Below are 21498 nucleotides of genomic sequence, written 5' to 3'. Positions count from 1 at the left end.
CACACCCATCAGGTGTGGCGATATTGATGTTGGATCCCGAAGACACGCGGGACGCTCATGCAGTGCCAGTGCCCGTCTTCTCAATCAATTCCCAGGGCTGGTAGTTGACTTGGGCGCAAGGCGAAATCTGGCCAATGCGTGGCTAGCCGAATGCGTGGCTAGCCGGTTGGGCGAGCCTGACTGGAAGGTATAAGAATTGGCTCTCCCCGGATATTGCTTCCCGGCGAGAAGATACCGGGCGCCAGCGCGATAGAGATCGACTAACTTGGTGGTCTGTAGACCAACGCACCCACGTGGCGATCGAAACTTTGATTTGCAGGAGCCAACTGCCCCGATAGCGGGTTGAGTGACCATCAGGTGGGTTTGCTAGTTGAATAGAAGTCGTCTGCCATCCACGTGTGCCGTGCAAACGGCGCGCCGATCCACCGAAAATTAACGCTCGCCGGCCGCCAGACCTGCCGCCATGAGACTGTGTTCGATCACCAGGCTATCGAATCGATCAGGAGATCAAGTCCAAGCCGTCAGGGGCGCATTGTCACGACTGGCGATGTGAATGCGTTCCATCCAGAAAATCGATTTCACCAACTCACCTACTGCCGGGTAGGAAAAACGCCAGCCATTGAGCCGCATGGTAGGTTTCCGGTCGGGAACGCTACAAGGAGTATGTCGTCATGGACACCGCCCCCGTTTGTCGGCGCGGTTTTCGGCGGCTCTGCTCTATATTGATGGCAAGGGCCCCCGCAAGTTCGAAAGCGCATGGATGATCATGCCCTTTCCTTTAGCAAGACGAACCGATCGCGCTGCGCCGGTCGTCCCCCGCAACGGCTTTGCGACACGATAAACCAGCGTATGTTGAGACAGCAACCAAGGAATGGATTGACCATCAGTCAGCTTCCCTTCTACAGCCGCGGGCTCACTCCCAGAATTCTATGCCCGAGGCGAAGGTGAAGCGAACGTCTATCCCGCTTGGACCGACCATGGACTGGATACCACGGCTGAGCCCGCGGTCCTTCTCGCTAGCTGCCAGCGGCGATCACTGATCTCATAGTCGGGCCTCAGCGACGGCATGAATAGCGCAACGCAGCTTCGTAGCGAGGGGCACTTCTCGAGGATGTTCAAAATGGACGCGCAGGACATGACCGGACCCAAACCACACACGCTGCCACAGCATTTGCGGCGGCTCGAGGCCGAGTCGATCGAAATCATGCGAGAAGTTGTCGCCGAATTCAAAAAGCCGGTGATGCTCTATTCGATCGGCAAGGATTCCAGCGTCATGCTGCATCTTGCGTTAAAAGCATTCTATCCGGCGAAGCTGCCCTTCCCGCTGATGCATATCGATACGACCTGGAAATTCCACGAAATGATCACCTTTCGTGACGCGACGGCCAAGCGCATCGGGAGCGATTTGATCGTCCATGTGAACAAGGAAGGTATCGCGCGCGGCATCAATCCGATCGACTCCGGTTCCGCGCTGCATACGCAGGTGATGAAGACCGAGGCGCTTAAGCAAGCGCTCGACCTGTACGGATTCGATGCGGCATTTGGCGGGGCGCGGCGGGACGAAGAGAAAAGCCGCGCCAAGGAACGTATATTTTCGTTCCGATCGGCAGGACATGCTTGGGATCCCCGCAACCAGCGGCCCGAACTTTGGAATCTCTTCAACACCCGCATCCGGCAAGGTGAAACGATGAGGGTGTTCGCGATGTCGAATTGGACGGAGCTCGACATCTGGGAATACATCATGTTCGAAAGAATCCCCGTCGTCCCTCTCTACTTTGCCAAACGGCGACCTGTGGTGCATCGGAACGGCGCCTTGATCATGATGGACGACGAGCGGCTCCCGCTCGAGCCAAACGAAGCCCCCGAGATGCGCACGATCCGCTTCCGTACCCTCGGCTGCTATCCCCTGAGCGGCGCGATCGAGTCGGAGGCCACAACCATCGAGGACATCGTAGCCGAAATGCGCCTTGCGAAAGTCTCGGAACGCCAAGGGCGTCTGATCGACACGGATGAGGCGGCGTCGATGGAGAAGAAGAAGCGGGAAGGATACTTTTGATGGATACGGACGCGGTGTGCCACCTCGGCGAGGCCGTTCGCAAAGATCAACTGCGGTTCATCACCTGCGGCTCGGTCGACGACGGCAAATCGACGCTGATCGGGCGCCTCCTGCATGACAGCAAGATGATCTATGAGGACCAGCTGCTGGCGCTCGCGCGCGACAGCGCCAAGCATGGCACGACGGGCGAGGACATCGACCTTGCGCTCCTGGTCGACGGCCTCGAAGCCGAACGCGAACAAGGTATTACGATCGACGTCGCCTATCGGTTCTTCTCCACACCACGCCGATCCTTCATGGTCGCCGATACGCCGGGCCACGAACAATATACCCGCAATATGGCGACCGGCGCCTCCAACGCGCAGCTCGCCATCATCCTGATCGACGCACGCAAGGGTGTTCTGGTGCAGACCAGACGCCACTCGTTCATCTGCTCGCTATTGGGCATCCGGCACGTCCTCGTGGCCGTTAACAAAATCGACCTCGTGGACTACCGGAAAGAAGTCTTCGACGGCATCGTGCGCGACTATGTCGCCTTTGCTTCGTCGCTCGGCTTCAAGTCGATCGTCCCATTGCCGATCTCCGCCAGATACGGTGACAACATCACACACCGATCCGGCAACACCGATTGGTATCATGGCCAGTCCCTGCTGGATTACCTCGAGACCATCGACATTCGGTCTAAGACGACCGACCTGCCCTTCCGATTTCCCGTACAATGGGTGAACCGACCCAACCTAGATTTCCGCGGATATGCGGGCACGATCGCCTCGGGAGGCATCGCGGTTGGCGATGAAATTGTCGTGGCGGCCTCCGGTCGCAGCTCACGCGTGAAGCGGATTGTGACCTTTGATGGTGATCTTGCGGCTGCAGAGGCTGGCGATGCGGTCACGATCACGCTCGAAGATGAGATCGATGTCAGCCGCGGCGATGTCCTTGCAAGCCCCACGCAGTGCCCCGAGATTGCCGACCAGTTTGCCGCTCATCTGATCTGGATGGACGAAGAGCCAATGGCGCCTGGCCGCTCCTATGCATTTCGGATTGGCACGCAAACGATTGCCTCCGGCAGCGTCACGTGCATCAAGTACAAGATAGACGTCAACAAGCGCGAGCGTCTCGCCGCGACCACGTTGGGCCTCAATGAGATCGGCCGTTGCAACGTGGCGACCGTCGTGCCTGCTAGTTTCGATCCGTACCACGTCAACCGCCGCACGGGATCCTTCATCGTGATCGACCGCTATACCAACCGTACGGTTGGGGCGGGAATGATCGATTTTCCGCTCCGGCGGGCGGCCAATACGCTCTGGCAGCCAGTGTCGGTCGGCAAGAGGGAGCGTTCCGCGCTCAAGCATCAGAAGCCGTGCGTCATCTGGTTCACTGGGCTTTCAGGCGCCGGCAAGTCGACCATTGCCGATATCGTCGACCAGAAGCTGTACGCAATGTCGCATCACACGATGCTCCTGGACGGCGACAACCTTCGTCACGGCCTCAATTGCGATCTCGGGTTCACTGAAGCAGATCGCGCCGAGAACATCAGACGTGCCGGCGAGGTGGCTAAATTGATGCTCGAAAGCGGCCTGATCGTCATCTGCTCTTTCATCTCACCCTACGAGGCCGACCGCGACATGGTGCGCAAGCTCGTGGGGAAGCAAGAATTCGTCGAGGTCTTCGTGGATACGCCGATAGATGAATGCATTCGGCGCGATCCAAAGGGCCTCTATTCCAAGGCAACATCCGGCAAGATCATGAACTTTACCGGTATCGATGCGCCATACGAAGCCCCAAGTGAGCCGGATGTCCATCTGAAGACACTAGGCCTGCAACCAGAGCAGTTGGCTTATACGGTGCTAAATTGCCTGCAGGCACGCGGGATCATCGCTCTGACCTAGCCGAATTGGCTCCGCAACGCGCCAACGTAGAGACTTCCAGGACTTGCCGCGCAATCCCCTTCAGGGTCTGCAGAAGAGCAAAACGAAATTGTTGGCGGGCAGCTCGAACTTTTGTTTGAGCGTCAGTCCATACTTCTCGCTCGCGCTCTGGAGATCCCGCACGTCTTTGAGACACCATCCGGGTACACCGGCCGCCCGAATCTCCCTGTCGAAGGCCAGGTTCGATGCCGCGGTGTATTTCCCGTCAAGTTTGAAGGGACCATAGACGGCGACGAAACCATATGGCTTGAGAAGTTTTGCGCCAAGCGCAGCGACACCGTCGGCGATCGAGACCGGCGCAACCTGGAAGATGTTGATGACGAAGATGACGTCATAAAGCCGCTCATCGGCACCCGGCCAAGTCGCAGGAACAGAGAGATCAATGAGAACGGGATCGGCAACGTTCTTGTTGCCGGCTTCGGCGCGGCATCTCTTGATGGACGCAAAGACGTCTCGATCGTAGTCGGAGGGCTGAAATCGCACGTTCGGAAAATGAGGCGCTAAGTAGTTGATATGCAATCCAGCCCCTGTCGCCAGCTCAAGCACGTCGCCTTGCTTGGGAAAGAATTCTTCGAACGTCTCCAGGATCGGATCCTTGTTGCGGTTGCCTGCCCAGGCAACATACGGGCTGAGCGGATGCGGATCGATGTCAGGCCTTGGTCCGGACATTCGGGTATTCCTCGCTTTCCGTACTCTAGCAAGAGGTCTTCGGTAGCAGCGAGATAAAGATGGCTCTTTTGAACTTTGAGTGGGCTACGCGGCATGGGGGTTGATCGGAGTGAAGTCGAGTTTTCCGGCGATGAGGAAGAGGACGGTGCGCATCGTTGTGAAACGGGTATAGCCGCGGGCCTTGCGTTTAGCCGCCTGGAATAGGCCGTTGAGGGCTTCGATGTAGCCGTTGGTCTGGCGGGTTTGCGTCCAGGCGACGATGCCGTCGAAGTGCTTGCGGATCATTCTGGCGACCTCCTTCATCGGCTCGACCCTGGAGCGCAGGACGTTGGTGCACCACTGTTTGAGCATGGCGGAGACGACGTTGATCTGCTTGCGATCGAGGATGTCGCGCAGATGCTCGCGATAGAGCCAGGCACGCGCCGTGCGTTTGGTCGCGGCCTGAGCAATCAAGGTGTCGAGATCGGCGCGACTTTCGTCCGACAGCCGGCCGCGGTCCTTGAGCAACGTCCAGCGCAGCCCTTTGAGGCTTGGATCTGTGCGCTGTTCGAGGCGCCGCATCTTGTCGACGGCAGTGGAAGCGTGGGCGACGACATGGAACTTGTCGAAGGTGATGCGGGCGTTGGGCAGATGATCTGCGACGCCCTTGATGAAGGCCGGCGACATGTCGATGCTGACCAAACGGACCTGCTCGGCGGTACCTTTGTGGGCGGCCAGATCGGCGGCGAAATCGGCCACCGTCTTGGCGTCCTTGCCCTCGGTGACGAACACTACCTTCCGCTCATCGGTGTCGGCGGTGATGGTCAGATAATTGTGGCCGCGCCGGCAGGACGTCTCGTCGATCGCCACGGCGGTCACTGCCGAAAGGTCCGCCTCGGCCAAGGCGAGATTGACATAGCGCGAGCAGATCGCGTGGACCCGATGCCAGGATTCGTCGACCAGCTTGGCGACGGCCGCAAAGGTCATCTGCTGGGCCATGGCCAGCACCAGCGCTTCGAACAGCAGGGTGAAGCCGGCGAGCTTGCCGAACCAAGCGGGCTCGGCCAGGACGACCTTCCCATCGGGCAGCTTCACCCGCGGCGTCCGAACCTCCAGGAAGCATTCGTGCTGGAAGAAGTTGAGATGTCGCAGCCGCTTGATCTGGGTGTCATGAACCGGGTGGACGCCCGCGACACCGGCGACCGCAAATCGCGTCCCGGCGACGAAATCGACAGTGATCGTCAGAACCTTCTTGGCAGCGTCGAAGTCGACGCCCCGAACGTACCACGGCTTGGTAATCCCAAGCGCCGATTCGAAGAGCTGATTTTGCACCGTCCCACACGCCTCCCAGAGCCCCACCTGCACCCAGCATCGCAAGGGGGCGGTCGGCCCTCAAGGACGCTTCGCGCCGCGGTGCGGTGGCCTGCGGCCATCCTTGACCGCCGAACGCCCCCTTGCACCGGGCAAGGCAGGTCGGGACGGAGGGATGGTCTCTCATCCGGTCGAACATAGGGATGAACGCGGCGCTCGTCGTCAAGCGGCCAAAGCCGTCACTGCACCCACTCGGTTTTCAAAAGAGGCATAAAGATCGATCAAGTTGGCCACCCGGAGACCTGCGGCTAGTCACGGCGCGGTCGACGTGGCGACCTAAGTCGCTCGACCGGCGCCAAACTCACTCTTCCACTTTCGGCCCAATTCATCGCGTGGACCTGGTAATCACGGGAAGGCTATGCCTTGAAATTTTCCAGCTTGTTAGATTTCAGGCGGAATCCAAAGCGGTCGGCTACGCGATCGTACGTTGCAATAGTTTAATACCTCGGCCCTTCGACTGATTGCCGGATTCCGACTGCTTGCATTAGATTCTTGAGATAACCGTTTTGAGCGTCAGACGAACCAACTTAGCAGGGGGTTTGAGTGCCGGAGACGCGTGACACGGTTAGTTCAGCAGAGTTCACGAGATAGCCGATTCCGCCGTCAAGAGTATCGTCCGCATTTCGCTGCTCTGCATGACCATAGATGCAACGGGAGCGGTCGAGAGGAACTGTTTGTGACTTGAGGACCGCCCCTTCGCTCGATTTCAGAACCAATGTTAGATGTTGTTCGCCTCTCCACGTTCCCGATCCATTATAGTAGCCGAACGCGAGATGTGCTCTTTGCTTAGACGCTGCCGGTGTTGGGCATTCTTGAATGACGCTCACGGCGATGCCAGAGAGATCGCCAACATGATTGCCGTTCCCGTCCAGAGTCGGCACGTTCGGCAACGGGATGTTCTTCAGGACGCTGGGCACGCATGGCGGCAGATCATTCGACGAACTTTTCTGACGAGCTGCCTTGTATTTGATAAGCGCGTCTAGTTTCTCAGGCGTGGTGAATTTGGGATCGGCGCTGATAATCGAACAGAAGAGATAGCTAAGATAAGCTTCTTGTTGCGCAGGGTAGTAGTCCTGGGATTGAGTGTATATTTCGCTCTTCGTCGTCTCGATCTGTCCACCTAGCTCTGCTTGTCCAACATATTTTGAGAGAAGCTGTGCCTTGCCTTGCAAATTACCCTTGATGGCCTCGTTATTTTGCAATTCTTGGCTGAGTGTTGGAGGCGGCCCGCAATTGATCTGCTGCCCAAATGCGGAATTCATGGTCCCGACGACAAGACCTACGAATATCATAAAAGCATGCCATCTCATGGTCGCGTCTCCTCCCGGTTTCAAATACCTTATTGGATGGACGGCGTGTGAGACAAGTCTAACGCAATGTTTGCGTGTCTTTTATCTTGGGTATCACGGGTACTACGAAGCTCTGATTACGTACCGATGCAATTGTGGGGCATCCTTGTCGTGGCCCCACCACTACGGAAATCGGGCGTTTCCGACGAATTCGGAACGGTTGAATCTGCCAGCCTTCTCTTGTGCGATGGCGTAGGCGTTCTCATAGCCATGGGCTGTGGCGGCGGGACCTATGATCCTCGGATGAGAGTCTTGATGGACGGGCCAAAACCAAATCTCTTCGTATACGGCAACGAGGATCGGCACTCCTGCGAAGGCCCATTGCGCCATGCTAACTCGTTATCAACGGACGCTTAGGACTTTCTGTATCAAGCCGAATTTCTGACTTAAGTGATTGATATTCCTTGTAATTCTTGAACAGCGCGGCAACCTCTTGATGTCAGCGATCGCTGACTTTCGGGAATGTCGGCGAGCGATCACATTTTCTAATTGTCAGCGATCGCTGACATGGGGTAATGTTAACGAACGCTGACATTTGGACTTTCCATGCTTATCCGTACCGCCACCGATCTTGGAGCCGTCATTCGCGATAGACGCAAGCGGCTGAAACTTGATCAATCAAGTCTCGCTAAGCGCATTGGCGTCAGCCGTCAGTGGGTGATCGAGATCGAGCAGGGCCATCCGCGCGCCGAACTCGGCCTTGTACTCCGCGCGCTCGACGCTTTGGACATTCGCGTGGACGCAAGCAGCGAGCCCACCAATAGCCGCACGGCAGAAAAGCCTGCCGTCGATATCAATGCGATTGTAGCTAAAGCCAAAAAGAAGAGCAGGACATGACGAACCAGCTCATTGCTCTCTTGGATGGTAAGGAAGTCGGCCTCGTACACAATGATGCTCGCGGCCGGCTGACTTTTGTCTACAACAGCGATTGGCGTAATGCGCAGGGGGCCTATCCGCTATCGCTTTCCATGCCACTTGCGGCCGAGGAACATGGCCCTTCCGCCATTCAGGCCTTTCTCTGGGGACTCCTGCCGGATAACGAACACGTCCTAGAGCGTTGGGCTAAGAAATTTCAGGTCTCGGCCCGCAACGTATTCGCCCTTATCTCGCATGTCGGCGAGGATTGCGCTGGCGCTATCCAGTTTGTCACGCCCGACCGTTTGGAAGTGTTGCGAAGCGGTAATGCCGACAAGATTGAGTGGCTCGATGAAGCAGAAATCGCAAAGCGTTTGAAGACGCTGCGAGAGGACCACGCCGCGTGGCGATTGCCGCGCGATACCGGACAATTCAGCCTCGCCGGTGCTCAACCGAAAACAGCGCTGCTCTGGCAAAACAACAAGTGGGGGCTGCCAGCCGGGCGCATTCCCACAACGCACCTTCTGAAACCTCCGACCGGCCATTTCGACGGGCATGCCGAGAACGAGCACATCTGTCTCAATCTCGCACGCGATCTTGGCTTTCCCGTTGCCGAAACCAGAGTCATGCGATTTGAGGATGAAATTGCCATTGTGATCACACGTTACGACCGACAGATCAGCGGCAATGATGTTATTCGCGTCCATCAGGAAGACATGTGCCAGGCTCGCGGCACGATGCCGACACAAAAATATCAGAGCGAAGGAGGGCCGACACCAAGCGACATCATTGAACTGCTGCGTACACATTCCACGGATCGCGTTACCGACGTTGATACATTTGTCGACGCCCTCGCCTTCAACTGGCTCATTGCGGGGACGGACGCACATGCCAAGAACTATTCACTACTTCTGGCCGGCGGTCCTACCGTGCGGCTTGCGCCGCTCTACGATGTCGCCAGCATTCTTCCCTATGACGATATCGATCTAAAGAAGACCAGGCTCGCCATGAAAATCGGCGGCGAATACAAATTGAACGAGATCAGCGTACGCGACTGGCAACAATTTTCTCGCGAAGCACGCCTTGATCCAGACAAAGTGATCGGCGGCTTGAGTTCGATGGCTGAGCTTATTCCCGACAGCATACCCGACGTATGCGCAACGGCACGAGCTGCAGGGCTTGAGAACGCCATCATCGAACGTTTGGCCAAAAAGTTGATTGCAAGGGCAAAGGACTGCTTACGTATCCTGAACGGCTCCTCTTGATGATCCGCCGCGCCGTCAGGCCCCTATGACAATTCTTGTATTTCTTACCGTTTCCACACCAGCAGGGATCGTTAGGCCCTGACATGCGTATGCCAGTGAGCTCGCGCTCCCTTTCAACCGCCTCTGAGAGGATCGCGCATTTTCGCGCATCCACACGTGCGACGTCGCCTTGAAGCTCGCTATATTCAGGTATTCCCTTTGCGGGGACGCTGACAGGAACAGGAACCGCGCGAAAATACACCCCGTTCGGTGTTCCGTAGGCAAGCACCGTATTCCGATCCTCTCGACATCCAGGTCGGCGCGGTCGTCGATTGCACCGGCATCGTCAAAGATCCGTGCGCGACGCTCAATCCGGCAATGCCGCAGTCTATTCGATCGTGGGCTTTGCCGCGTCGATCCGCTTTGCATTGGCATCTCGGCTCGCCAATGCTGAGATCAGCACTATTAAGCACCTAAAGACGGCCCGCGCACTCACCGGCCTTGGCTAAAAACGGCTTGCATTTCGGCGGTCGCCCCGTATCGGGCGGCCGGCGAGTAGTCGTGCCTCTCGATAAGATCACTTCGTTTGTCTGAGATCCTGCTGTCGGTGCGTGCGGCCCGATCGAGAACATGATTGGAAAAGAATTGCAGCGATACCGCGCTCGAATTGATGATGCCAGCGGTGGTTAACGTCAAAACACCTTCGTTTGAGATATTGATGAGCCCCGCTTCCCTTAGTTTTTTGAGCTCGCGGCGAAAGTATTCCTCCAAGGACACGCCAAATTCCTTCTCGAAACGAAAGAGCGACACTCCGCTACTTCGCAACGCCAGCATCACCGTTCTGCGCATCAGATCGTCCTGTGACAGGACGATGCCCTTCCATACTGGTTTCTCGCCACGCTCGGCCCTAAGCAAGTAGCGATCTAAATCTACCTCGTTGTAGAACTGGCACTGACTGACGTAGCCAACTCCGCCTACCCCAAACGGGATCAGATTATTGTCGTTCCATGAATCGTATTTGCGGGTCTGCTGAACAGCGTGCGGCTGCGACCTTTTAGTCCAGTAGAAGATCGGGCCGTGGCGATAGCCAAGTCTCGTGAGGATGTGCTCCGCCATGAAATGCATGATGATGCGCTCCTTCGCCCCGGCGAATTGATATTGCCCTCTGCTCAAATGGCGAGCTATGGGGTCCGTCGATTTGAACAACAATGGGAATATGTTGAATGTCTCCGCGCCGATATCCAATAGACCAATGAGCGTATCATACCAGCTCCGGAGCGTTTGCCGCGGCAGCCCATAAATGAGGTCCAGGGACAAATTATGAGCGCCCATCTTGTTCAGCAATTTGACGAGTTGCCTGACCTCGTGCACACCGTGGCCGCGATTCAAGATACGCAAGATGTTTTGATCAAAACTTTGAACGCCCAGCACGAAGCGGTTTACGCCATTGCTGAGCAGAGTGGATATGCGATCTGCCGCATCCACCTGCCTTGCAAGAGAGGGATGTAATTCGAAGCTGACTTCGGACTTCGATAGATCAAAGCGCTGCTTGATCATGTCAAATAGCGTTTTGAGTTGTGGATTTGTCAGCATTGACGAGGTGCCGCCGCCGAAGAACGCTGTCTCGATAGATCTACCGGCGAGCGGTGCGTCCGACCAACTCATTTCCTTATCGAGAGCCGCCAGGTAACGTTCCACTCGCCCGGGACGTGGATTGATTTCCTTGGCGAAGTGACAAAAGGTGCAATACTGATTGCAGAACGGGATGTGAAAATAAAGATCGATCGACGAGGCAATCTCGCTCAACAGCCTTTCGGGATTCAGCGTACCCATTGCTTTGAGAGGCGGATAGGTACCGACAGGGTAATCATTGTAGATGTCAAGGTGTAGCTTTCGAGCTCTCAGCATGTCGAGGTTGATGTCGTACGAGCGGTCGATCGCGAACTCAAGAGCCTCGCAATAGCTTGGCACACCCATGTTGTTTTTCTCCTTTAGCTATCGTACGAAGGCAGGGGCGACGACACACGGGCGTCAGAGGGGCGAGCTTCGGTTTCGTGTCGATAAAGTCGCGGCGCAATTCGCGCCAGCACACAGAATAGCCTCGCTTCTTGCAGATCGTATCCTGCGTTGCCATCTACAGCGCGACACCGCTGGCCATAATTCGGCATGGATAATGACAGCGGCACCAGCGTGCGGCAGCGAACCTCCAGCGGGACCGGGCTCAAGGATGCAGCGTCCATCGCATCGATTTGGACCGGTCGACCACGCTCATTTGAAATCCCGGACAGTGAGAGTACCATGTTGCTCAGCCTTCCTCGTGTCCAGCAATTGGCGTGCCATCAAACAAGTCCTGCGCGGCTTGCTTGAAGCTGCGCGCAAACGATCGGCTTCGCCACGCGCCGCACAGACTTGTGCTCAACCGTTCGATTCTGGACATCGGCGTCGAGAGCCGAACACGACTGAAACACGACAGCCGGGGAATATCGCGTGATGACGGTCTCAAGCGCGAACTCGGACATCCGCCCCGCGAATGTGCCCAGAACGGCGACGTTACGGCGACCTGAGTGTTTCACTTGTCGGCCCGCGTCTCTTTCGTTCCGCTCTATGCTCGGCAGACGACGCTGCGCTTCATCACGTATCGGATGATGGAGAACCGCCGGAGCCCATCTGTTGACACCCGTCTGGCGCTATTGTGCATGCCGAGCGGGTACGAGGGCAGCGCATTGTCACTGCAAGCCGCCTCAGGGCGATCTCGCTGAAGATGCGGCGTCAGCAAAAGACGATTTGCAGGAAGACTTAGGTGGAATGGCTGCGCTTGATGCAAGTGAACGCGAATCTTGAACGGCAGCAACACCTCCAGATCTGCTGGTTTTACATATTCGCAATCTGCCGAAGGCTAGTCCCAGGGCCACGGCAGCGAAGATCTTTTCCGAGATGCTCAGAACTTAAGAGAACTCTTCTGGAAGACCGAGAATAGAACACACACCATTCCTGCACAGGACGAAATCTCGCTTCCGCTTGCCTATATGATTACGCCGCGTCGAAGAGAGCGCGTGGGCGGTTTCAAAGTTCTCATAGCTACTGACTTTCTCTTTCGTCCGGCGCAAGGATACGCTATCACTGACCGTAAAGGTTCTATGCGGCCCACGTCTCTTCTTGGCTTTGCACGCTTGGCCGAATGCTTGACGCTAACGAGAAATGCGCTCGGTTGACCGCCACGATCTGCCACTCTCGATGAGGATGACTGGCCTCCAAGACCCTTTCCTATTGGACTGCAAGGCTCGCCTTTGTCCGGCTATCCTTAGGTCGGTAGTGCGATTGTGAGGTGACCGTCGCGCGCGCTATCGAAGAATGTCGTGTGGATCGAACGCGTTCGGCCCGCGAGCCTCATTGCCTCATTCGGTCCATGGCGGTTCGAGTGATGCAGCGGCGGTTCGGCCGCGATGATCTCACCTTGGTCCAACAGTCAGACAAAAGGAGCAGATCACCCGCCTCGAGCGCGTCAGGCCGGCAAATGTACGGCTCTGGCAAAATCGATCTGATCCAAGAAGAATCAATCGACAACGAGGAGAGCTGCTCCAAGATTGCGCCAAAGCAAAATCTGCCGCCCCAAGCTTAAAGCGGGGCGGCGTCCAAAATTTTTCAAGCTGATCGCCCCCCAGCAAGGTAAGCCAAAGCGCGATGAGATCAGGATGAATCGCCATCGCGCCTTAGGTTGATATTTTAGCATGAATCTCCGTGCAAACGCGTTTCGCGTTTGTCGCGGGGGAAAACCGTGCCACGCTTTGCGCTAACGCGGCCCTTCGGGTCCGGATCGTGCTGGAGCCGGCGGCGAACTCGTCTGAGCGCGAGGTCCGTCGATGACGCAACCCCGACGGCATCTTAAAGACCGCCGGCGGTACGGCCGGCGGCGATCCACTCCTGCGGCGACCTGCCGATCGACTTGTTGCTCGCTAGCCTGCCTGCGACTTGGAAAGGGGGGCGCATCTTGGCCGACGTATCGGCGGATCTTCAAATCGCAAGGCAAAGGACCCGCCGGCCCGTTCAGGCGAGCCTGCCATCCTCGTGTCGGCGAGAGCTGTTGGAGCCAACTTCATCAGCCTCAGCGGGCATCAGCTCCAAGTCGGTCCTGGAGCGCCGGCCGATCGGCGACGAGGTGGTCAAGGTGCAGCGGCTCGCGCCCTGGCCGCTCTCCTTGCGCCAATCGTCTAACCAGCGCCCGCGTGGCGTCCACGACGAAGACGCCACAATCATAACCGTTCTGCTGCCGGGTTATTCGAGCGACCTGCAGACGGGCGCCGAGTCGTGCTGCGAGTTGTTCTGCAACTGGGGTGTTGTGTGCCCCGGCGGAGTCGTAGTGGTACGCAAGCGCTCCCTCCGGCGCGTAGCGATCCACGAACAGCAGCGACCAATGCGAGCCTTCGCCACCAGCATCACCATCGCTCACGGGCACGAGCAGGAACCTCGCGGTATCGTGACCATCCCGGTCATGTACGATCCGCTGGAACGTTTCCAGCCAGCCGATCGGGCTCTGGGTCAATCGCAGCAGATGGGCTTGGGCCGGCTGAACGAACCGCATCTGCGCCACCAGAGCCGGATTGACCCTCTGCAGCTGCTCGTTAAGGAGCGCGTAGTCCGCCGCGATATGCTCGTCGCCCAGCCATTCCGTGGCGCCAGGTACCAAGCTGGCGTGAAGCGAGGCTGTCGGATCCAAAGAACCGACCTGAGCATCGGATGTCTTGCGCGGAAACACCCGCGGATCAGGAGCATCATCGGGCATGATCTGTTGTGTCGACGGCAAATCAACCACCGCGACAAGGCTGCGGTCGACGTCTGCCCCCGGAGCGCTCGCAAGTGATGGTGCGGCGGGTCCCTGCCTCTGCGCCTTGAGCCGAACTGAAGCTTCCGCGCTCGGCGGGTTTGACGCTGTGGAAAGCTCCTGAAGCGAGCTGGCCAACGAAGCTTCTTCCCCGGCGCCACCACAGAGATGGCCGTGCAGCGCCGTCACACACGCATCCGCGTTCTTGTTATCGCTCCTCTTATGAGGCGGAACGACCGTGATATCTGCCTGGCGATACTGCGGAATTCGCTCCTTGACGATTTCCTCGAAGAGCTCCTTCTTGATGGCCGCCGCGTTCGCATTCCCCTCGCCCGAGGTCTCCTCCGCCTCGTCGGTCCGCAACAACGGCCGGCTGGTGTCGTTTGCAAGGCGCTTCCAAATCTCGCCGCGGTCGGTATCGAGCCAGATCGAGACCGCTTTATCCAGGATGAGGCGCCGCGTTTCCTCGTGCTCGAACGAGCCACCGCCGGTTGCAAGGATCAAGTTCCCTTTCTCGACCAACTGCGCGATCAAGCTCGCCTCGCGGTTCCTGAACCACTGCTTGCCTTTGTCTTTGGCGGCAAAAATTTGCGTAATCGCCATACCGGTCTCCCTTTCAATTTTCTTGTCCGTGTCGACGAAGGCGAGCCCCAGTCGTCGTGCGAGAGCTGGGCCGATGCGGGACTTTCCGGCGGCCGGTAGTCCGACAAGCACAACCGGCCGCGAACCCAGAACAGAGACAACCTCTTTTGCGATCTGTGACCTCTCGGGCATTCTTGACCGTTCGGCAACTCGCGGGCCAAAGACGGCGCTGGCAGCGGATCGAGCGTCGAGTTCGTTTCCCCAGTGGGAAATCTCTCTGGCGCCCTCCGGGATCGGCACGCCCTTACAGACCTCCCGCGCGCGCTGGGCGAGTTGTTGCGTAGCCTCGTCCAGAGCATCCCCACTCGCTCGCAGCCGCAGCCGGCCTCGCTCCTTGTAGGTATCGTGATTGGCAATCTTGGCTTCAAAGCTCTGTGGCGTATGGAACTCTATCTCAAAGCGATAGCCGTCCGGCGTGGTCAGCACAGTCGTGACGCCGACGAAGGTTGGATCTCGCATCCTGAACCAATTCCTGGTGCTGACCTCGGCGTAGCCCCGCTCATCGAACGCCAATATGGCCTTCTTGAAACCACGTGTGAAATCCTTGTCAGGGATCGTGAAGAGATGACGCACGGCGCTGCTGATCAGCTGGGCGTTGCCGTCAGACTTGATGATCGCTCCGGTCAATTGGTCTGTCATCGACTCCTTTGATCTCAAGCAGCGATTTAAACGAGGCATGCTCACCTCGATATCCGCCCGCCTGAGTATCTCGGCGACCCGAAGGGTCGCCGAGGTAATGTCGGTCTCTTCTTCAACGGCCCTGGCAGACTCCGCCCTGGCGCGGTCGGCAGCCTCCGCGCTGGTCAAAATCATCGCCATAGCGGAATCCTCCGTCGAGAGCTGTCGACCGGAGCTCTTAGGGAGGATGTGTTTGTCGGCAGCAAGCTTGATTGAGGCTTCCATGACTGAAGCCGCCAGTGTCGGGTTGTCCTTCAGATCGTCCAGGGACGTATCGACATCGAACCTGCCATGCATGAGTGTGGCAGCTACGCCTTTGATATAGGGCACGGCATTCAGGCCCGGCGTCTTGTGCAGGAGGCGCTGAAGGTGCTGGCCTTTTTTAAGGAATAGGCGGGCACTTGTATCGGATTTATAGGCGTCGGTCCCGACCTTGTTACCGAGGCTGAGAAGGTTGATTGCGCTTTGTACGACGTCGTCCGGCTCGTAACCATCCGGTCGTGGATCGATGCGCGCAGGATATTGATCGAGTAAGGCCACGACGCGGTCTCTCGGGTGAGCGGAGGCCCGATAGGCGTCCGCCAAGTCCGGAAAAAGCTCGCAAGCCGTTTGGCTCAGCCCAGGGTCGAGATCGGTGGCGCTTTCTTGTTCGACCGGGACCGGCGTATCCGCGCTCGAAGCCCACGCCTCTAAGTCGGCCACGAGCAATTCGGTGACCTCGCGAGCGATTGGGTGATCTGCGAGGTCGATCTCGCGCATCGCCCTTTCCAGCGTCGCCTGAATATCCTGCCCGCTCGTCTCCTCCCGATTCAATAAGTCTCGGATCTCTTGCCTGAGCTCGTGGTCAACGCCCTCGTAGATGCCAAAGATGGCCCGTTCCGCAAACCAGCGCCGGGCTTGATCGGATTGAGCCAGAAAGTTTCTCTGCAGAGTGCTATAAGTTTCCAAGGTATCCTGGGTGGCTGCCAGGATCTGGTTGCCACGACTGAATTGGTACCTGCCGTTCTCGATCGCGGGGGTATGCGACTTCGGCGGCTTGAGTGAGCGGACTCCGCGAGCCTGCTCCTCGGCATCAAACTGCCGGACATGCTCATAAAGTTGCGGCCGGTCCCCGATAATAATGACGGTGTCCCCATCGAAATCGCCGTCGAGCTTTTTCTGTTCATCGGGCGGGACGGCAACCAGGGACCCGGGAGCGAAGACCTCGGTGGCTTGGAGCATGCCGACACAATCGAGTGAGGTGTCCGCCGTCACGCGGTCCTTGCGCTCGGTCCAGTTCGAATGGGACTTCACGTCCTCAGCCGACATCACCAGCCCGCGATCTCGATAGTTGGCCGGCCACGCCTCATCAGGCACCACGATCAGAATGCCTTTTGCGAAAAAGGTCGGATCGTCGGCCGCCAGCTGATCACCCGACTTCTCGGCAACATTGAAGCTGTATTGCATCGCCACGCATTTATCGAGGAACGCCGCTGTGGGGTCACCTTCAGATGCCGTCTTTACGCGCTCGGTGGTGAACGGGCGAAGGTTTGCCTTGTCGTATGGCGAGCGGCCGATCAGCACACCAGCCGCCCCAGCCAATGTAGCGCTCTTGAGCTTAGGCACGTGCAGATGGCCATCATCGGAGGGCACGGCGATCGCGCCGGGGGCTTCGATGTGTCCGGCCGTCACGGTACGATACAGCTGTTCCGAACTCAGTGGCTCCCCGTTTCTGCTCTCAAGCCAGCTCCTGGTTTTCTCGCTCACTTCCTGCGCCACTTGCTCGCTGCGCGAATAAAATTGCAGCGCCGCGGCGGGCAGCGACGCCTTCCTTTCCTCACCGTAGGCAAGTAGCCGATCAGGACCTTCCTGCTGACCACCTCGGCGAACAGCTAACATGCGCTCGGCTAACGAGGCTCTGATGAAGCCGCAGCCATCGTGCGGGCGCAAAGCGATCGGCCCGTCTGGTCCAATCAGCTTAAAGGGATGTTCCTCGCCGGCAGCGCGGTCCGGCAGCAGCGACAACTTAAAGGTTCCTTCCAGGGCGTAGTCATGAGGGCCAAGATCTTTGATCACAGGTGGCGCGGCAAATCCCCTGCGCTGAGTATAATAATATGCTTCCTTAAAAGGGGCCCAGGCGCGCGATAGCCGCTCGAACGCCGTGCCCGGTGCGGTGTCGGCATACGGAATCGCCAACAGCTTCCCGCCGGAAGCCGCGGGTCTTTGCTCGCCTGGAGCGACGGCAGCAATCTGCGACAGGGTTGGTTTCGGTGCCTTTAACTTACTCCCGCCGAACAGGTCCATCCGGTAGGGCACATCGTCGACACAGAACACGCGCCTCAACATGAAGGGGCTTGGCTTTTTCGGCAGTTGCACCGCAACGACCGGCAACGCTCCCGAGGTCAAGCGATGAAACATCGAATATCGCGTCTCGGGTGCCATGGGCAGTCGGCGCCCCTGCATGTCCACGACCGTCAACTGCATCAGTCCTGCCTTGCCCTGCGGCGGTCTAGGCTCGTGATCCATGGTTCGTAACACCTGGTGCGTATCGAAGACGGACGAGGGATGTTGAGCTTGGATCGCGCCCTCATCGAACGACATGAATGAGTCTAGCGCGTCAACCACATCGTCCGCCTCGATCTGCGCGATCAGATTCCAGCTCATGTTGGAAAGATCGCCTTCGATCAGGGCTCGTGTGTCTGCCAGGATCTTCTTGGTCACATGCTCCAGCTGTTGCCGCCTCATCGCCAAATCAGACTTGTTGCCCTCGACATACGGCCGACGGTACAAAGTCTCCAAGACCTTGCGCGCTTTGAGCACCTGAAAAATCGAGAGTGCGGGACGGCGGGCCGAAAACGAACTCTGGGTCCGCCGCTCGGCTTTGCTTGCCGCCAGATAAGCCGCTATTTTTTGCTCCAATACTGGTTGCAGATCGTTGAGCAGGTTGAGAGCCTGCCTGCGGTGCCACTGCATCGACTTCTGTGGGCTGCGCGCCAACGGCAGCAGGGCGATACAAATATTGCCCATGGATTCGAGGTTGTTCTCGTGAGCAAAGCCCGAGGCATGGAGCAATTCCTCGAGCCTAGTCAAGCCTGTCGGTGCGAGCAAACCGAGTTCGTCAAAAAGCCGGGCCTTTCCAATCGCCTTGAAGATGTTGGTTATGCTCAAGACATCGGCCTGCTCGAGCCGATCATTTGCATAGTGCAAGTAGTGAACCAGCTGCTGTAACCGGTCTTTGAGCAAAGTGGCGTCGCCAATCTCTCCACCTTCCTCAGCCCTGATGAAACTTCGTCCCACAGCGTTGGCGATCATGCTGAGCTGATGCGTGTTGAAAGCAGCGAATCGCTCCCCTCCCCGACCAAGGTCCCGCGCAAGGTGTACCATCACCTGGGTGCACGATATCTCTCCACGCCATTTGATGAAGCTGTTCATCACGTCGGCCTGTTGCTGCGGAGTAAAATAGCAGAGGCGCCGGCGGCTGAGGATCTCCCGAGCGATCGCGGCGGCGGCTTCGGAGCAGTCTTCGTCTGCAGGCCACTTGCCAAAGCCGTTCAGCAGGTTCGACAGTCCCTGGCTATCAGAACCGGATAGCCTGCTGCGGTCGCATAGCTCGCGGGCGATCGCCGCTGTTGCGCGGCGACAGCTCTCATCAGTCGGCCACTTGCAAAAGCCGTTCACCAGGCTCGCGGATTGCTGGCGGGTAAAAGCCGAAAGCCGACCGGAGCGGCTGAGAACCTCACCGGCGATTGCGATCGTGGCTTGAAGCACAGGCATCTGGTCTGGCCATTTGCTGAAAGCATTCGCCAGATTCGAGAGCGACTGCTCGGTAAAGCCAGTGAGCCGACTGTCGCGGTCGGCACGGCCGAGGGTCTCTCGGGCGACTGCGCCTATACCTTCGCCGCAGGCCGGCTCTGTCTGCCACTTGCTGAAACCGTTTGCCAGACTGGCCAGTTCCGGCGGCGTACAATGAGAAAGGCGGCCAGGAAGCCTGAGGATCTCGTCGGCAATCGCGACGGTTGCCTGACGACAGCCCCTCTCATGCGGCCACTTGCTGAAACCATTCGCCGCCACAGCGAGAGCTTGTACAGGATAGTCAGAAAGACCATCGGTTCGGCGGGCGAACTCAAGAACCTCAGAGGCTATGACCACGGTACCCGCACGACAGGTCGGATCCTCCGGCCATTTGCTGAAGCCGTTTACCAGGACGGTCTGGCCCTGCGGAGTAAGACCACGCAATCGCCCGCCCAGGACCGCGCCGGCGATTGCCGCTGTCGCCGCGCGACAGTCCGCTTCCTCGGGCCGCTTGCTGAAACCGCTCACGAGGTTCACCAATGCCTGTGGCGTGAAATGGCCGAGCCCGCGGCGGAGGACCTCCGCGGCGATGGCCACTATGGCCGCGCGACAGTTCTCCTCGTCCGGCCATTTGCTGAAGCCGTTTGCGAGGAGGGATAGGTTCTGATGATTAAACGCAGAGATGTCCCGGCGGCAGATCTCACCGGCAATTGCAACGGCCGCTTGCCGGGTAGGCCGTTCGTCCGGCCACTTGTCGAAGCCGTTCACCAGGTTCGCTAGGCCCTGCGGCTCAAAATTACCCAGCCGGCGCCCGGCAACCTCCCTGGCGATGGCGATCGTCGCGAGCTTACAGCTTGTTCGGTCCGGCCACTTGCCGAACGCATTCGCTAGGTTCGTAAGTGCCTGCGGATTGAAGTCGGAAAGTTGTGCGCGACCGGACACGTCATCGGCAATCACGACGGTCGCCCGGCAGCACTTCGCCTCGTCGGGCCATTTGCAGAAGGCGTTTGCCAGATTGGACAGTTGCTGCTGAGTGGCATGGGAGATCCCCGCACCGCGTGCGCGGCGACAGACTTCGCTCGCAATCGCGACCGTGGCTTGCCGACACTCCGCCCGTTCCGGCCACTTGCTAAATCCGTTCGCGAGCAAGGCGAGACTCTGTTCGTTCAGCTCCTGAAGCGCTTCATGATCATCGCGAAAGAACTCGGCGATCCTGACTGTTCCATTTCGACACCTACTCGATTGTGTGTGCCGCCCGAATGACGTCGCAAAAAGGGAAAACGCCTTGAGGTCGACTTTCCTCATGAGGGAGTCATCAAGTCCCGACAGTCGCGCTGCCATGGCCTTGCAAGCGTCTATACCCGCTTGACCTCCGGCCTCCCGGCTCACTGCATTGCAGGTCGTAGCGTAGCCCCAGGATTGCCGGTAGCGGAGATTGTCTTCCCATAGCGGGACGAATTCAGTCTTGAAAAGAGTCGCGGCCCTTTGCAGAAAAGCTGCCAGCCCAGGCATCTTCAACTGCTTGCGATTGTTCTGTTGTGTATGATCGACCACGGTTCGAGAGAATTGATAAAAGTCATGCGCGCGAGCAGCCCGGTCAATGGTCTCGATCGCTGCACGAACTTTTCCGCTCTCGAACTCTGCACGTCCATACCGATCCGAAGTCGCGGCATGCGGGTGGTGCCCAGCCAGCTCGTCGAAGCGGCGCTTACCTGCCCTGGAGGGAAGCAGCGAGGCCGATTGCGCGTGCGGCGCAAGTTTGCTCGTTCGCGAACTTTCAGTGGCTCCGTTACCTCGCCGATCCGCAAGACGAGAATGGGTTAAGCCGCCTTCGGGATCTTGCGCGTTGCGATAGGTGGTATGACGCCAATCGGGGGCGCTATGACCTCCTTCTTCGCTGCCACGATGCGTTCCCGGTTCCGCGTCACGTCCCGACACACCTCGGCGCAGTTGCATCGCACCTGTTTGCGAGCTTTCCGGCGGCAGATCGACTTCGAAGGGATCAACACCGGAACGAGAGGAGCTCGGCCTCCGAGTTTGGGCGCCACGCTTGTGTCCCGCGGACCGATCGCGCCCGCCACTGGCTACGTACGGCGCACCCGCTCCGGTTCCATCTGCGTCAAGGCTAGGATCGGAC

General features: G+C 58.3%; 10 protein-coding genes. 4 read left to right on the top strand and 6 right to left on the bottom strand.

Annotated features, from left to right (window positions below; genetic code table 11):
- Window positions 1-1120: 1120 nt before the first annotated feature.
- The gene (gene cysD / locus NLM31_RS07080; RefSeq protein WP_254191848.1) at window positions 1121-2056 is read left to right on the top strand and encodes a sulfate adenylyltransferase subunit CysD; all 936 of its coding nucleotides are present in this window, start codon (window positions 1121-1123) and stop codon (window positions 2054-2056) included.
- On the top strand, window positions 2056-3945 hold the full coding sequence (gene cysN, locus NLM31_RS07075; protein WP_254191847.1) for a sulfate adenylyltransferase subunit CysN: 1890 nt from the start codon (window positions 2056-2058) through the stop codon (window positions 3943-3945). Before cysD ends, cysN begins: the two co-directional genes overlap by 1 nt.
- Window positions 3946-4005: 60 nt before the next feature.
- Here the strand turns inward: cysN and NLM31_RS07070 are convergent, their stop codons facing one another.
- The 3 genes from NLM31_RS07070 to NLM31_RS07060 all read right to left on the bottom strand — a co-directional run bounded on the left by NLM31_RS07070 (window position 4006) and on the right by NLM31_RS07060 (window position 7313).
- Window positions 4006-4653, bottom strand: coding sequence for a DUF938 domain-containing protein (locus NLM31_RS07070; protein ID WP_254191846.1), 648 nt, complete (start codon window positions 4651-4653; stop codon window positions 4006-4008).
- Window positions 4654-4737: 84 nt separating this feature from the next.
- Window positions 4738-5964: an ISL3 family transposase gene (locus tag NLM31_RS07065; protein WP_254127840.1), complete on the bottom strand. Its 1227-nt coding sequence runs from the start codon at window positions 5962-5964 to the stop codon at window positions 4738-4740.
- 566 nt (window positions 5965-6530) lie between these two features.
- Window positions 6531-7313: a hypothetical protein gene (locus tag NLM31_RS07060; RefSeq protein WP_254128603.1), complete on the bottom strand. Its 783-nt coding sequence runs from the start codon at window positions 7311-7313 to the stop codon at window positions 6531-6533.
- A gap of 585 nt (window positions 7314-7898) precedes the next feature.
- Here NLM31_RS07060 and NLM31_RS07055 point away from each other — a divergent pair.
- Both NLM31_RS07055 and NLM31_RS07050 read left to right on the top strand, forming a co-directional pair.
- Window positions 7899-8189 carry a helix-turn-helix domain-containing protein gene (locus tag NLM31_RS07055; RefSeq protein ID WP_254128602.1) on the top strand — a complete coding sequence of 97 codons (291 nt, stop codon included), beginning with the start codon at window positions 7899-7901 and terminating at the stop codon, window positions 8187-8189.
- Window positions 8186-9472, top strand: coding sequence for a type II toxin-antitoxin system HipA family toxin (locus NLM31_RS07050; protein ID WP_254128601.1), 1287 nt, complete (start codon window positions 8186-8188; stop codon window positions 9470-9472). The genes NLM31_RS07055 and NLM31_RS07050 overlap by 4 nt, the downstream gene beginning before the upstream one ends.
- Here the strand turns inward: NLM31_RS07050 and NLM31_RS43325 are convergent.
- The 3 genes from NLM31_RS43325 to xopAD all read right to left on the bottom strand — a co-directional run bounded on the left by NLM31_RS43325 (window position 9399) and on the right by xopAD (window position 21317).
- Window positions 9399-9557 carry an SEC-C metal-binding domain-containing protein gene (locus tag NLM31_RS43325; protein ID WP_375143631.1) on the bottom strand — a complete coding sequence of 53 codons (159 nt, stop codon included), beginning with the start codon at window positions 9555-9557 and terminating at the stop codon, window positions 9399-9401. The genes NLM31_RS07050 and NLM31_RS43325 overlap by 74 nt on opposite strands.
- Window positions 9558-9943: 386 nt before the next feature.
- Window positions 9944-11428: a coproporphyrinogen-III oxidase family protein gene (locus tag NLM31_RS07045; RefSeq protein WP_254191845.1), complete on the bottom strand. Its 1485-nt coding sequence runs from the start codon at window positions 11426-11428 to the stop codon at window positions 9944-9946.
- A gap of 2125 nt (window positions 11429-13553) precedes the next feature.
- Entirely contained in the window at window positions 13554-21317 is a 7764-nt protein-coding gene (xopAD, locus tag NLM31_RS07040) for a XopAD/skwp family type III secretion system effector (RefSeq protein WP_254191844.1), read from the bottom strand.
- Between the last annotated feature and the right edge of the window lie 181 nt (window positions 21318-21498).

This window comes from Bradyrhizobium sp. CCGUVB4N, from assembly GCF_024199945.1.
Classification (GTDB): Bacteria; Pseudomonadota; Alphaproteobacteria; order Rhizobiales; family Xanthobacteraceae; genus Bradyrhizobium.
This window is presented reverse-complemented; position numbering and strand designations above follow the sequence as displayed.

Coding starts and splice junctions, on each gene's coding strand:
- cysD (WP_254191848.1), top strand. CDS start 1,121: ATGGACGCGCAGGACATGACCGGACCCAAACCACACACGCTGCCACAG.
- cysN (WP_254191847.1), top strand. CDS start 2,056: ATGGATACGGACGCGGTGTGCCACCTCGGCGAGGCCGTTCGCAAAGAT.
- NLM31_RS07070 (WP_254191846.1), bottom strand. CDS start 4,653: ATGTCCGGACCAAGGCCTGACATCGATCCGCATCCGCTCAGCCCGTAT.
- NLM31_RS07060 (WP_254128603.1), bottom strand. CDS start 7,313: ATGAGATGGCATGCTTTTATGATATTCGTAGGTCTTGTCGTCGGGACC.
- NLM31_RS07055 (WP_254128602.1), top strand. CDS start 7,899: ATGCTTATCCGTACCGCCACCGATCTTGGAGCCGTCATTCGCGATAGA.
- NLM31_RS07050 (WP_254128601.1), top strand. CDS start 8,186: ATGACGAACCAGCTCATTGCTCTCTTGGATGGTAAGGAAGTCGGCCTC.
- NLM31_RS43325 (WP_375143631.1), bottom strand. CDS start 9,557: ATGTCAGGGCCTAACGATCCCTGCTGGTGTGGAAACGGTAAGAAATAC.
- NLM31_RS07045 (WP_254191845.1), bottom strand. CDS start 11,428: ATGGGTGTGCCAAGCTATTGCGAGGCTCTTGAGTTCGCGATCGACCGC.
- xopAD (WP_254191844.1), bottom strand. CDS start 21,317: ATGCAACTGCGCCGAGGTGTGTCGGGACGTGACGCGGAACCGGGAACG.